The sequence below is a fragment of the Desulfurella sp. genome, assembly GCF_023256235.1.
In the GTDB taxonomy this organism is placed as follows: domain Bacteria; phylum Campylobacterota_A; class Desulfurellia; order Desulfurellales; family Desulfurellaceae; genus Desulfurella.
The window spans coordinates 35,125-48,055 of sequence record NZ_JAGDWY010000058.1 but is presented as its reverse complement, the minus strand read 5'-3'; the positions used below and the strand labels follow the sequence as shown (position 1 = coordinate 48,055).

General features: G+C 31.4%; 15 protein-coding genes. 14 read left to right on the top strand and 1 reads right to left on the bottom strand.

Annotated features, from left to right (window positions below; all coding sequences use genetic code 11):
• The 5 genes from ileS to Q0C22_RS05790 all read left to right on the top strand — a co-directional run.
• On the top strand, positions 1-2,574 hold a 2,574-nt coding region (gene ileS / locus Q0C22_RS05810), incomplete at its 5' end, for an isoleucine--tRNA ligase (protein ID WP_291492717.1).
• Complete coding sequence (locus Q0C22_RS05805; protein WP_291492716.1) at positions 2,552-3,184, top strand: TIGR00296 family protein; 633 nt, start codon at positions 2,552-2,554, stop codon at positions 3,182-3,184. The genes ileS and Q0C22_RS05805, both read left to right, overlap by 23 nt.
• Positions 3,168-3,707, top strand: a complete 540-nt coding sequence (locus Q0C22_RS05800) for a hypothetical protein (protein WP_291492714.1) — start codon at positions 3,168-3,170, stop codon at positions 3,705-3,707. The genes Q0C22_RS05805 and Q0C22_RS05800 overlap by 17 nt, the downstream gene beginning before the upstream one ends.
• 164 nt (positions 3,708-3,871) lie before the next feature.
• Entirely contained in the window at positions 3,872-5,674 is a 1,803-nt protein-coding gene (locus tag Q0C22_RS05795; protein WP_291492712.1) for a carbon starvation protein A, read from the top strand.
• A gap of 17 nt (positions 5,675-5,691) precedes the next feature.
• Positions 5,692-5,970, top strand: coding sequence for a CC/Se motif family (seleno)protein (locus Q0C22_RS05790; protein WP_291492710.1), 279 nt, complete (start codon positions 5,692-5,694; stop codon positions 5,968-5,970).
• On the opposite strand, the gene Q0C22_RS05785 is transcribed toward Q0C22_RS05790, so the two are convergent.
• Positions 5,963-6,670 (bottom strand): 16S rRNA (uracil(1498)-N(3))-methyltransferase, encoded by a 708-nt coding sequence (locus Q0C22_RS05785; protein WP_291492708.1) that lies wholly within the window; start codon positions 6,668-6,670, stop codon positions 5,963-5,965. The two genes, Q0C22_RS05790 and Q0C22_RS05785, sit on opposite strands and share 8 nt — an antisense overlap.
• Before the next feature lie 106 nt (positions 6,671-6,776).
• Here Q0C22_RS05785 and Q0C22_RS05780 point away from each other — a divergent pair, with 106 nt between their 5' ends.
• From Q0C22_RS05780 to Q0C22_RS05740, 9 genes are all read left to right on the top strand, one after another.
• Positions 6,777-7,676, top strand: coding sequence for a class I SAM-dependent methyltransferase (locus Q0C22_RS05780; RefSeq protein ID WP_291492706.1), 900 nt, complete (start codon positions 6,777-6,779; stop codon positions 7,674-7,676).
• Entirely contained in the window at positions 7,673-7,867 is a 195-nt protein-coding gene (locus Q0C22_RS05775) for a hypothetical protein (protein ID WP_291492704.1), read from the top strand. Before Q0C22_RS05780 ends, Q0C22_RS05775 begins: the two co-directional genes overlap by 4 nt.
• A 50-nt stretch (positions 7,868-7,917) precedes the next feature.
• Positions 7,918-8,118 carry a 50S ribosomal protein L31 gene (rpmE, locus tag Q0C22_RS05770; protein ID WP_291492702.1) on the top strand — a complete coding sequence of 67 codons (201 nt, stop codon included), beginning with the start codon at positions 7,918-7,920 and terminating at the stop codon, positions 8,116-8,118.
• Positions 8,119-8,126: 8 nt separating this feature from the next.
• Positions 8,127-8,399: a hypothetical protein gene (locus Q0C22_RS05765; RefSeq protein ID WP_291492700.1), complete on the top strand. Its 273-nt coding sequence runs from the start codon at positions 8,127-8,129 to the stop codon at positions 8,397-8,399.
• A gap of 3 nt (positions 8,400-8,402) precedes the next feature.
• Complete coding sequence (locus Q0C22_RS05760; protein WP_291492699.1) at positions 8,403-8,702, top strand: DciA family protein; 300 nt, start codon at positions 8,403-8,405, stop codon at positions 8,700-8,702.
• 20 nt (positions 8,703-8,722) lie between these two features.
• Positions 8,723-9,484 carry an outer membrane protein assembly factor BamD gene (locus tag Q0C22_RS05755; RefSeq protein ID WP_367172111.1) on the top strand — a complete coding sequence of 254 codons (762 nt, stop codon included), beginning with the start codon at positions 8,723-8,725 and terminating at the stop codon, positions 9,482-9,484.
• The gene (locus Q0C22_RS05750; RefSeq protein WP_291492697.1) at positions 9,481-9,825 is read left to right on the top strand and encodes an Hsp20/alpha crystallin family protein; all 345 of its coding nucleotides are present in this window, start codon (positions 9,481-9,483) and stop codon (positions 9,823-9,825) included. The genes Q0C22_RS05755 and Q0C22_RS05750 overlap by 4 nt, the downstream gene beginning before the upstream one ends.
• 3 nt (positions 9,826-9,828) lie before the next feature.
• Positions 9,829-12,210 (top strand): endopeptidase La, encoded by a 2,382-nt coding sequence (gene lon, locus Q0C22_RS05745; RefSeq protein WP_291492695.1) that lies wholly within the window; start codon positions 9,829-9,831, stop codon positions 12,208-12,210.
• Between the two features lie 7 nt (positions 12,211-12,217).
• Positions 12,218-12,931 (top strand): ABC transporter permease (locus Q0C22_RS05740; protein WP_291492693.1); only part of this gene is annotated, 714 nt, incomplete at its 3' end.

The following is a 12,931-nucleotide window of genomic DNA, read 5'->3' as shown; positions in this document are numbered from 1 at the left end:
GGTACTGCATTAAATAAAATACTTAAAGATATGGTTATAAAAAGCAAAACTATGATGGGTTACAGTTCACCATATGTACCTGGTTGGGATTGTCATGGTTTACCAATAGAACATAATGTAGAAAAAGAATATGGCGTGATGGATAAAGCAAAAACAAGAAAAGCTTGCAGAGATTATGCCACAAAGTTTATAGATATTCAAAAGCAGGAATTCAAAAGATTGGGCGTATTGGGACAATGGGATAAACCTTATCTGACCATGAGTTATGATTATGAAGCAACAATTTACAAAGAGTTTTTAGAGTTTTTTAAAAATTCTTACGTATATGAAAGCAAAAAACCAGTGTATTGGTGTATGTCTTGCAAAACTTCACTTGCTTTAGCAGAAATTGAATACGAAGAAGATAAATCAACTTCCATATATGTTAAATTTGACTTTATAAGCGATTTGGGTTCAGAAGATAAAAGGTTTTTGGGTAAAGCGGTAAGTGCAGTTATTTGGACAACAACCCCCTGGACTTTACCAGCTAACTTAGCAGTAGCTGTTGGCCCAGATATTGATTATGTATTTGTACAAGTAAAAGAAAGGGAAGTATTGCTTGTTGCCAAAGAATTATATAATAAATTAATGGAAAAATTTGAGATAAAAGATGCACAAATTATAAAAGAAGTAAAAGGCAAAGATTTAGAAGGGTATGAGCTTGCACATCCATTTTATGATAGAGTATCAAAAATGATTCTATCTGAGTATGTAAATTTAGAGATGGGTACGGGTTTGGTTCACACAGCTCCAGGTCATGGTGAAGAAGATTATGAAGTGGGTCTTAAATATAATTTGAGTGTTTATTCTCCTGTTGATGAAGATGGTAGGTTTACACAAGATGTTCAATATTTTGCTGGCGAACACGTATTTAAAGCTAATGAGAAAATTATAGAATTACTAAAGAAAAACGGTATGCTGCTAAAAGAAGAAGAAATTGTTCACTCTTACCCGCACTGTTGGCGATGTAAAAAACCTGTAATATTTAAAGCCACAAAACAATGGTTTATATCACTGGAAAAAAATGATTTAAGGTCAAAAGCCCTGGAAGAAATAAAAAAAGTTAAATGGATACCAAAATCTGGCCAGAATAGGATTTATGCGATGGTAGAAAATAGGCCAGATTGGTGCATTTCAAGGCAACGTGCCTGGGGTGTGCCTATTGCTTTATTTAGATGTAAAAAATGCGGCAGAATAGTTAAAGATAAAGAAATATTAGATTTTACAGCAAAAAATATTGAACAATTTGGCGCAGATATATGGTTTGAAAAAGATAATGCATATTTTTTGCCAAAAGATTATAAATGTGAGTGTGGCAGCCAAGATTTTGAGAAAGTTGAAGATATACTTGATGTATGGTTTGACTCTGGTGTTTCGCACAAAGCAGTGCTTTACAATAAAATAAAATGGCCTGCTGATATGTATCTGGAAGGTTCAGATCAGCACAGAGGCTGGTTTCACTCATCTCTTTTAGAATCTGTTGGAACGCTTGGAAAAGCTCCATATAAAAGTGTTTTGACACATGGTTTTGTAGTAGATGCGAAAGGGCGAAAAATGAGTAAATCGCTGGGCAATGTAATTTCACCTCAAAGCATAATTGAAAAATATGGTGCTGATATTTTGAGACTCTGGGCCTGTGCTACTGATTATCGTGAAGATATAAAACTTTCAAATGAAATAATGACTCGCTTAATTGAAGGTTATAGGAAAATCCGCAATACAATTAGATTTTTATTGGGAAACCTAAGTGATTTTTATAAAGAGCGCAGTTTAAAATACGAAGATTTAGAAGAAATTGATAAATGGATATTGGCTGAACTGGAAAATTTAAAAGAAAAATTATTTAAAGCATATGAAAATTACGAATTCCATTTGATTTACCAAAATGTTACAAATTTTTGTATTAATACATTGAGCTCTTTTTATTTGGATATTTTAAAAGATACATTGTATTGCGATAGTTTAAATTCTAAAAAAAGATTATCTGCTCAAACAGCAATGAAAGAAGTGTTAGATGTACTGATAAAGTTTTTAGCGCCTATATTGTCCTTTACAGCCGAAGAAGCCTATCAACTAAATAAACCTGAAAAAGAAAGTGTACATATGGAATATTTTGTGCCTATAATTGACAAATATAAAAATGACCTATTAAGAGAAAAATGGAGTTTAATTAATAAAATACGACTTTCTGTACTAAAAGCTCTAGAATTAGCAAGAGAACAAAAATATATAGGAAATTCACTAGAAGCAGATGTATATTTAAATTCAAATAATTCTTTAGTAAATAGTATTTTGTTTGATGAAAGAATAAATTTAGCCGATATTTTTATAGTATCTCATGTTTTTTATAAAAGCATTGATAATGCACTTGTAGATTATACAGATGAAACTTTAGGTTTAATCATAAAGGTAACAAAAGCAATTGGTGAAAAGTGTGATAGGTGTTGGAAGTTTGATGAAAGTGTTTCAAAAAACGAGAATCATCTATGTAAACGTTGTCAAGAGGTAATAAATGAACAGCGTCCTAAATTTTAGCTTAGAGGAAGGCAAGTTTTTAGTTAAATTGGCAAGGCAATCGGTTGAGTACTTTTTAGGTACCAATAAATACCCACCGCTCCCACAAAATTATCCTCCAAAACTTGATAAAAACATGGGTGTATTTGTTACTCTATCAACATTTCCGAATGAAAACTTAAGAGGTTGTATTGGGTATCCTTATGCGTTTAACTCGTTGATTGAGTTGTGTATTTCTGCAAGTATAAAAGCTGCGTGCGAAGATCCAAGGTTTGAGTGTGTCAAGAAAGAGGAGTTGTATGATATAATTTTTGAGGTTACAATACTTTCGCCCATGATACCACTTGACCAAAATAAGCCTTATGAGGAGCAAATTGAGATTGGTAGGGATGGTTTGCTTGTGGTGTGCGATTTGTATGGCAAAAGCGGATTACTGCTGCCTCAGGTTGCTACTCAGTGGGGTTTTGATAAAAAAACATTTTTAAGGGAGGTGTGCAGAAAAGCTTCAATGTATGATGATTGTATGAATGACAGAAATTGTAAGTTTTACAGATTTGAAAGTCAAATTTTTAAAGAGGTTTCACCTAACTCAGAGATTAAGGAGGAAATTTTAAATGAAAGAAATATTTGATGTATATAAAAATAAACTTGATGATTTTATAGTATCTTTAAAAGCAAAAGTAAAACAACAACCATTAACAAGTCAATTACTAGAAGAAATTAGAAATGAAATTAATCAGTGGGGTAAAAATAATTTAAATCTAATGTTTTTGGAGTTAAAATCTTTAATTGATTCAAAGCAGATCGACGAAGACAAGAAAAAAACAATATTAGAAAGAGCACAAAGCCTGACAGAGTATGGTCTTTATGTAGCACCAATTGATTTAATTCAACAAGAAGATACAAATTCAAAATCTATCTATATTGCAGGTGCTACTTTGCTTGGTGCATCTATTTTGCAAAAATTATTATTTAAAAAAATTAAGTTTGTTAATTCTGCTTTACTTGCAACAATTGCATATTTAGTATCAAAAAGCTATTTTAGTGATAATCAAAATAATACTGATGTTGTTTTGTCGTATATAGACGATGCTAAAGAATGGCTTTCTGCTGCATTTGATAATATCTACAAAACATTTGAAGAACTTGCTTAATTTTTATTAGCAACCCAATATGTACATACATGGGTTGCTTTTTTCTTTTTAATCCTACACAATTTCTTTTTATCTTCAAAAATCTTCTTTTTGTGTCAAAAATATTGTAAAAACGTAATAGATATTTTAATTTATAATTTAGTAAATTTAAAAAGGGGGTTTGTATGAGTGCTATTGCTTTGGTTGTGGCAGCTGTGGCATTATACGCATTGGCTTATCGTTTTTACGGTGCATTTATTGCTTCAAAGGTATTAATAACAGATCCACACCGTAAGACACCAGCGTATAGGCTAGAAAACGGTTATGATTATGTCCCCACAAACAGATGGGTATTGTTTGGGCATCAGTTTGCAGCTATAGCTGGAGCAGGTCCACTTGTAGGTCCTGTGCTTGCAGCTCAATTTGGGTATTTGCCTGGTGCTTTATGGATTTTGATAGGTGCAGTTTTGGCTGGCGCAGTACATGATATGGTTATTTTATTTGCGTCAGTTAGGCATAATGGTTTATCTCTAATTGAAATTGCAAAAAAAGAAATCGGTACATTTAGTGGTATTTTAACAGCAATTGCAGTTATATTTATCATTATTACAGCTTTGGCCGGACTTGCTTTAGTAGTTGTTAATGCTTTATTTAAGAGTCCGTGGGGTACTTTTACAGTAGGAGCGACAATTCCTATTGCAATATTAATGGGTGCTTATATGAAATGGTTTAGACCTGGTAAGGTTATGGAAGCTACGATTATAGGTGTAGCATTGTTGATTATCAGCGTTGTTGTTGGTCCTTTCATTCAACACAGCAGTTTTGCAAGTGCACTAACGTTTAGTAAAAAACAAATGACTGTTATTATTGCAACATATGGCTTTATTGCAGCTGTATTGCCTGTTTGGATATTGCTTGTCCCAAGGGATTATTTGAGTACGTATATGAAGCTTGGGGTTATGCTTTTATTGGCTATTGGTGTAATTATCGTAAACCCAACTTTAAAAATGCCAGCTTTGACACAGTTTATTCATGGTGGTGGACCAATTGTTCCTGGTAAGGTTTGGCCATTTGTGTTTATAACAATTGCATGTGGGGCATTATCTGGGTTTCATGCCCTTGTGTCATCTGGTACAACGCCAAAAATGATAGAAAACGAAAAAGACATATTGCCAATTGGATATGGTGCAATGCTTGCAGAAGGTTTTGTTGCAATCATGGCTCTAATTGCAGCAACAAGCCTTATTCCTGCGGATTATTTTGCTATTAATGTACCACCTGCTGTTTTTGCAAAACTTGGCATGCATCCAGTTGATTTAGCAAACTTGTCTGCAATGGTAGGTGAAAATGTAGCAGGCAGACCAGGAGGCGCGGTTTCGCTTGCTGTAGGTATGGCATTTATATTTTCAAAAATACCTTGGCTTGATAGCCTGATGTCCTATATGTATCATTTTATAATTTTGTTTGAAGCAATGTTTATATTAACAACAGTTGATGCAGGAACACGTGTTGGAAGGTATTTATTACAAGAAGCATTTGGTGGTATTTATGCACCTTTTAAAGATAAGAACTGGTGGCCAGGAATAATTATAACGAGCGCATTAATATCATTTACCTGGGGATATTTAGTTTATGGTGGTGATATATCTACTATATGGCCACTTTTTGGAACATCCAATCAATTACTTGCTTCTCTTGCATTGGCTATTGGCACGACTGTTATTATAAAGTTAGGCAGAGCCCAATATGCATGGATTACATTTATACCATTTGCTTTTGTATCTGTGACTACATTATATGCTTCTTATTTGAATATCGTAGGCAATTTTTTGCCAAAGGGAAAAATTTTACTTGTTGTATTGACAATTATGATTATGCTAACAGCAATCGGCATAATTGCAGATTCATTTATTAAATGGTATAATTGGCTAATTAAAAAGGAATCTTATCAGCCATTTGCAGCTGATGTAGAAGTAGAAAAAACTTAATTTTTAATGGGTTTAGAATGAAGATTGACGCTTCAGCAAGAGATTACATCTTAAAAAAAGGTGGTAAAGTCAGCATTACCTACCATGATGTTGCAAATACCTGTATAGATGTAAAAACAATACCTGAAGTGTCAATCGGCTTGCCCCTTAACCCTGATAAGTACATTTTACTAAATATTGACGGCATAGATGTTTATGTGGATAAATTTGTAGGAGATAGTGATAATTTAACAATCAAACTCAATAAAGTGTTTGGTTTTAAATACTTAGTACTTGATGGCTGGAAAACTATATAATCATTAATTCTATTTGAGCAAGAGCTGATATTGTTGCAACTTCAGTTTTTAGGATATTTTTTGACAGACTCAGTGCAATAAAGCCCTTTTTTTGTAAATGTAAAATTTCACTTTCGCAAAAACCCCCTTCTGGACCAATTACAATTGCTATACTATCAAATGTTTTAATTTTTAAACTTTTTAATGTATTGTTTTTTTCATTTTCATAAAATACTATTTTTAATTGTTCTTTAGGATTAATATCAAATAAGTTTTGTTGCTTTTCAATGATTACTGGAAAGAGTCTTTTGCATTGCTTAATAGACTGGATTGCAATTTTTTCCCATTTGGCAATTTTATTTTGAATGTCTTTTGGTTTTAAGGCACAATGCTGGGATATGACTGGAATAAATGTTTTTACATTGAGTTGCGATATTGGTTCTATCAGTTCATCTATTTTTGATAATTTATTTGGCAAGCACTGGTAAAGTGTTATGTCTGTTTTGGGGATATCTTTTGTTATTTTGCTGTCAATTATTGCTATAAGGTAATTTTTTTCTATTTTATTTATGGTTGCAACAAAGCAGTTACCATTTAAGTCATTTACTTCAATTTTATCATTAATCTTTAATTTTTTAACATTTACAGCATGATGATATTCTTGAGATTCTATAATTATGTGGCTATCCGAAACTTTTCCAATAAAACATGGCAAACTCATTGTAAAAATTAATTTTATGAAAAAGCTTTTTTTTTGCAAGTAAAATTTTAAAATTTCTTGAGTTTTGAGTGCTTTATGAATATAATAAAATAAAAAGGGGGATAAAATGAAAAAAGCAGTCATAGCAATTAATCAAAAAGGTGAGTTATTTGAAGGTAACTTTGAAGATTCTCCATTTTATTTGATAGTTAATGACAAAAATGAAAGGAAAAAAATACAGGATTGTGCGTTAAATCTGGGTGAACTAAAAGATTATGTTTTAATAGGCAAAAATGCTTCAGCTCAATTTAGAAACATTATTAAAGACAAAGAATTTGATTATATTTTTTTAGATTTTACAAATCTTGACGAAACTTTGAAATATTTTGAAGACTATTCAAATAAAATAGAAGTTTTTAATAAACATACACAAGAATACGAAGAATGGTTTGATAAAAATAAATATGTATATCTATCTGAAATAGAAGCATTAAAAAAAGCTTTACCACAAAAAGGTAGAGGAATTGAAATTGGTGTTGGTAGCGGTAGGTTTGCAATACCTCTTGGTATAAAAGTAGGTGTAGAACCCTCAAGAAAGATGGGTGAAATTGCAAAACAAAATGGTATAGATGTAATATTTGGGGTTGCCGAAAACTTACCGATTGATGATAACAGTTTTGATTTTGCTTTGATGGCAGTTACGATTTGTTTTGTAAATGATCCACTAAAGAGTCTTAAGGAATGTTATCGGATTTTAAAACCAAAAGGGCAAATTATAGTAGGTATTGTGGATGCAGATACGCCACTTGGTAAGGTTTATTTGAAAAAAAAAGAAAATAGTGTATTTTATAAGTATGCGAGGTTTTTTTCATCAAAGGAAATTTTAGATTTGTTTGAAAAGTCAGGGTTTGCTTTTAAACAAGCTTATCAAGTACTTTTTGGTGATTATGGTAAAATAAACCATATTCAAGAACCAAAAGAAGGTTTTAGTGAAGGTGGTTTTAGTGTATTGGTGGGTGAAAAATGATTTATGTATTAAGTAAATCTTTTACTTCAACCATATACGATGTTTTTATACTAGTATTGATTGTATTTTTGACCGCGAGTATTTTTATGTGGATAGCTTTACCAATGGTGCTTTTTTCAATAAGAAATGAACTTAAAAGATTAAACCAGATAATAAAAGATTATACAACTAAAAAAGATATTGGCACTTGATAAAAAGCTTGATTTATGATAATTTAACGTTAGCAGAAGGGAGGTAGTAAATGAAAAAAGATATTCATCCAAAGTATGAGCTAACTACAATAGAATGTGCATGTGGAAATAAAATAGAGGTACGTTCAACAATTAAGAATCTTAAGGTTCAAATATGCAATAAGTGTCATCCATTTTTTACTGGTAAAGAAAAAATTGTTGATGAAGGCGGGAGAGTAGATAAATTTCAGAAAAAATATGCAAAAAAATAGGAGGCTTTATGGACGGTAAAAGTGATAGCTTTGACATAGCAAAAGAACTGGATTTGAGAGATAAAAATGAGAATGAAGTTTATAGTATACTTGATAATACAATCAAAAGTGCACAAAAGGGTAAATATGTACTGGCCTATGTAAATACATACGATTATATATCAAAAATTGCCCAAAAAGCACAACAACTTGGTGCTTACATAGAAAATGTACTTAAAAAAAATGAACGAGATTTTATTATAATGATAAAAAATGATATTAAACAAACACAAAACGCATAAAAAATGGCTTTGGTTGATATATCCACGGCTACTTTTGATCTATTAAAAGATTTAGGTTTAGAAAGAGCTGTGTATATAGTTAAAGCAAAGGATATATTTAGACAACTTGATATCGATGAAAGAAATGTTTGTGTTCTTAATTACAAAGACGGCATTTTAACTTTGGGTGTTTACAATTCAATATGGCATCAAGAAGTGGAAAGCATAAAAGAAACTATTTTAAAAAAACTAAATGACTTATCAAGTGATTTAAAATTCGATAGGATAGTCGTAAAGGAGATAAATTATGATTCTGACACTTGATACAAAAATGGGTTATTAATATGAAAAAAACCATTATTTATAGTGTAATGGCCTTGGTGGTTTTTTTTATTTCAGGTTGTTCAACATCGAAAGAGTTAGTAAAAAGTGAACCAGAAAAAAGCGCATATGAGTGGTATAACGAAGGTGTACAATTCTATATCAATCATAACTATAAAGAAGCAGAGCATAGTTTATCAATGATAAACCAACAACATCCAGGCAGTATTTATGCAAAAAAAGCAAGTCTTATTCTGGGGGACGTATATTATAGTGAAGGTGATTATCTTTTAGCGATTGAAGAATACAAAAAATTTATAGAATTATATCCAAATACGAGAGATGCTATGTTTGCTCAGTATAAAATTGCAATGAGTTATTATAAAATGATGAATGGATATAAACTCGATCAAACACCTACAAAAAAAGCAATAGAAAATTTTCTTATATTGCTTGATAAATATCCAAATAATCCATATAAAGACCAAGTTTACGATCATTTAACCGAATGCGTAAAACAGCTTTATAGACATCAGTTATTTATCACTAGATTTTATTATGATTTAGGCAAATATAGGGCAACCGAAATTGAACTGGATTATATGGCTAAGCACTTTACTGATCTAAATTTTAATGATGAAATGTTATATTTACTGGCATCTGTTTATGATCATTTAGGCAAAAAACAGGAAGCTTTAAACTTTTTTAATGAGTTAAAAAAGAAGTACCCAAATAGCAAATATGTTGTTCTATTTGAAAAACAGCTAAATAAGGTAGGTAAATGAATCCCAATAAAGTAATTATTTTAGCCCAATTTTTTGTTTTGCAAAAAAATGCTAGCTCTGATTCAATTTTAGCTGATATTTATGAAGAAAATGGTAAAGTATACATCGAACTTGAGATACCCGATTTAGAAGTAGATAGCCTAGTTATAGAAAAAAATAATACATCTTTGATTGTGTCTGGTATAAAGAAAAAAAGAGAAAAAAACAACGCTGCATATCTTGTAGCAGAACGTATATTTGGTTATTTTAAAAAATACATAGATTTACCGTTTCATTTCAAAAGTATAAGTAAAGTTAATTATGATAATGGAGTATTAGAGATTATTTTAGAGAGGTTTTGATTTATGAGCGATACTAATGAAAATGTTTTTAATCAAGATATAGAAATACCTAGTATTTTGCCCGTTGTGCCTCTTAGGGATATGGTTGTTTTTCCCTATATGGTAACACCGTTGCTTGTAGGTAGAGAATTTTCTATCAAGGCAATAGATGAGGCTTTGTCTAAAGATAGGATAATTTTTGTTGTAAGTCAGAAAAATTTTGAAGAAAATGAACCCACACCGGACCAAATAAATACCGTTGGTACAGTATGTTTAATTTTGAGAATGCTCAAAATGCCAGATGGCAGAGTTAAAATACTTGTCCAAGGCTTAAGAAAAGCATCTATTGTTAACTATACAAAAACAATAAGTGAAAGTCCTTATTTTGAAGCCCATATCTCACTCCTGCAAGACCAGCTCCCATCAACACCAGAAGAAGAAATTGAAGTTGAAGTTCTTATAAGGACAATAAAGGACCAGCTTCAAAAGCTTGTTGCATTAAATAAAAATATACCAAATGATATTGTAGTAATTGCAAATAATATAGAAAAAAGTGAACAATTTGCTGATATTATAATTGCAAATTTACAGTTAAAACTTAATCAGATGCAAGAGTTAATAGAAATTCTTTCTGTTAAAGAACGTTTAAGGAAAATTGTAAGTATTTTAAATAGAGAATTGCAGATACTTGATATGCAGGCTAAAATTCAGCGGGAAGCCCGCGAAGAAATTTCAAAAGCTCAAAGGGAATATTTTCTAAAAGAACAATTAAAAGCTGTCAAAAAGGAGCTTGGTGAAAAAGAAGATTCAGACGAGATTGAAGAGTTAAGGCAAAAAATTGAAGCTGCAAATATGAGTGAACAGGCAAAAAAAGAATGTTTAAAACAGCTCTCTCGCTTAGAAAAAATGTATCCTGATTCGGCAGAAGCCAATGTTATTCGCACTTATTTGGATTGGATGATCAGTTTGCCATGGAATGTGTCATCTGAAGATAAACTTGATATAAAACTTGTTGAAAAAGCATTAAATGAAGATCATTACGATATAGACGATGCAAAAAAGAGAATTTTGGAATATTTAGCTGTCAAAAAAATAAAAAATGATATGAAAGGTCCTATTTTGTGTTTTGTTGGACCACCTGGCGTAGGCAAGACTTCTTTAGCAAAATCTATTGCAAGAGCAATGGGTAGAAAACTTTGGAGAATTTCGTTAGGTGGTGTTAGAGATGAAGCCGAAATTAGAGGACATAGAAGGACATATGTCGGAGCGTTGCCTGGTAGGATTATACAGGGTTTAAAACAAACAGGCACAAACAATCCAGTTTTTGTGCTAGACGAAATTGACAAGCTTGGTAGCGATTTTAGAGGTGATCCAGCAAGTGCTATGCTTGAGGTTTTAGACCCAGAGCAAAATTATGAGTTTGAAGATCACTATATTGGCGTCCCATTTGATTTATCAAAAGTTTTTTTCATTACTACAGCTAATTCAACAGATACAATACCAGCACCACTTTTAGATAGGATGGAGATTGTTAGACTTTCTGGCTATACTACAATAGAAAAATTAAAAATTGCCAAAAAATATATTATTCCAAAGCAAATTGAAAACCATGGTCTTAAAGATTATAACATAAAGTTTACAGATAAGGCTATTCTTAGTATAATTGAGAACTACGCCAAAGAAGCAGGAGTTAGAAATTTAGAAAAAAATATAACAGCTATTTTGAGAAAAATTGCAAGACAGATTGTAGAGTCTCCAAAAAAGGATAAAACAACTTTGTATGAAATTAATGTGAAAAATTTAGAAAAGTATTTGGGAATACCAAGATTTTATAGCAACGAAAAACTTGACAAAGATTATGTTGGAATTGCTACCGGTCTTGCATGGACACCTGTTGGTGGTGATGTGTTATTTATTGAAGCACTAAAGGTTAAAGGTAGTGGAAAGCTTATACTTACCGGTTCACTTGGAGATGTGTTTAAAGAATCTGCTCAAGCTGCTGTCTCTTTTGCAAGGGCTCAGTATAAAGAGTTAAATCTTGAAGAAGAATTTTATGAAAAGTATGATTTTCATATACATGTACCAGAAGGTGCAACACCAAAGGATGGTCCAAGTGCAGGTATAACCATTGCATGTGCTATAATTTCTGCTTTAACAAATAAGCCGGTCAGATCTGATGTTGCAATGACAGGTGAAATTACACTTACTGGAAGGGTTTTACCTATAGGTGGTCTCAAAGAAAAAACTTTAGCTGCACTTAGAGCTGGTATTAAAGAAATTATAGTGCCATTTGATAATAAAAAAGATGTAGCAGAAATCCAATCCCAACTTAAAATAAAAGATGTAAAGTTTTATTTTGTAAAGGATATGAAAGATGTTCTAAAATACGCACTAAAAAACGAATGATTTTTCAATGAAAAAATTCAACTTTGAAAATTTTTTAGCTATAAAGTATATCAGTTCGAAAAAAGAAGAGAAACTTATTTCTTTGTCTTCTTTGCTTTCTATTATCAGCATTGCAATTGGTGTGGGAGCTTTAATTTTAGTTTTAGGAATTATGAATGGTTTTGATAAAATGCTTGAATCCAAGATTATAGGGGCAAATCCACATATTATTGTAAAAAATTTTAATGGAACATTTAATTTAGATAATAACCTTATAAAATCAATAAAAACAGATAAACTTGTCTCAAATGTTTATCCATCGCTTGTAGAACAGTGTATAATAAGTGCAAATGGCCAATCAAGTGGATCAATATTAAATGGTGTTGATTTTAAGGATAAGCCATACATAGAAAAATACATTAAAGGAAACACCAAAGGTATTGTACTTGGTAAAGAATTAATGAAAGCAATTGGTGCAAGTATAGGTCAAAATGTTAGAGTTACACTTGCGTATTCTAAACCAACAGCCATTGGGTTTTCACCTGTTTCTTTTGAAATTCCAGTTACAGGTGTGTTTGATTCTGGCATGTACGAATATGATCTTGCTTTTTCATATATACCTTTGAATATACTCTGGCAGAAAATGCAAACATATGATTTAATAAATACAATAGCTATAAACTTATATAATCCTTATGATATAAATAAAGTCGGTAAATATTTAGAGCATATTTTGCCAGCA

Excerpts from the sequence above, each read along its gene's own strand:
- rpmE (WP_291492702.1), top strand. The coding sequence starts at position 7,918 with ATGAAAAAAGATATTCATCCAAAGTATGAGCTAACTACAATAGAATGT.
- Q0C22_RS05775 (WP_291492704.1), top strand. The coding sequence starts at position 7,673 with ATGATTTATGTATTAAGTAAATCTTTTACTTCAACCATATACGATGTT.
- Q0C22_RS05790 (WP_291492710.1), top strand. The coding sequence starts at position 5,692 with ATGAAGATTGACGCTTCAGCAAGAGATTACATCTTAAAAAAAGGTGGT.
- Q0C22_RS05750 (WP_291492697.1), top strand. The coding sequence starts at position 9,481 with ATGAATCCCAATAAAGTAATTATTTTAGCCCAATTTTTTGTTTTGCAA.
- Q0C22_RS05765 (WP_291492700.1), top strand. The coding sequence starts at position 8,127 with ATGGACGGTAAAAGTGATAGCTTTGACATAGCAAAAGAACTGGATTTG.
- Q0C22_RS05785 (WP_291492708.1), bottom strand. The coding sequence starts at position 6,670 with ATGAGTTTGCCATGTTTTATTGGAAAAGTTTCGGATAGCCACATAATT.
- Q0C22_RS05805 (WP_291492716.1), top strand. The coding sequence starts at position 2,552 with ATGAACAGCGTCCTAAATTTTAGCTTAGAGGAAGGCAAGTTTTTAGTT.
- Q0C22_RS05780 (WP_291492706.1), top strand. The coding sequence starts at position 6,777 with ATGAAAAAAGCAGTCATAGCAATTAATCAAAAAGGTGAGTTATTTGAA.
- lon (WP_291492695.1), top strand. The coding sequence starts at position 9,829 with ATGAGCGATACTAATGAAAATGTTTTTAATCAAGATATAGAAATACCT.
- Q0C22_RS05760 (WP_291492699.1), top strand. The coding sequence starts at position 8,403 with ATGGCTTTGGTTGATATATCCACGGCTACTTTTGATCTATTAAAAGAT.
- Q0C22_RS05795 (WP_291492712.1), top strand. The coding sequence starts at position 3,872 with ATGAGTGCTATTGCTTTGGTTGTGGCAGCTGTGGCATTATACGCATTG.
- Q0C22_RS05755 (WP_367172111.1), top strand. The coding sequence starts at position 8,723 with ATGAAAAAAACCATTATTTATAGTGTAATGGCCTTGGTGGTTTTTTTT.
- Q0C22_RS05800 (WP_291492714.1), top strand. The coding sequence starts at position 3,168 with ATGAAAGAAATATTTGATGTATATAAAAATAAACTTGATGATTTTATA.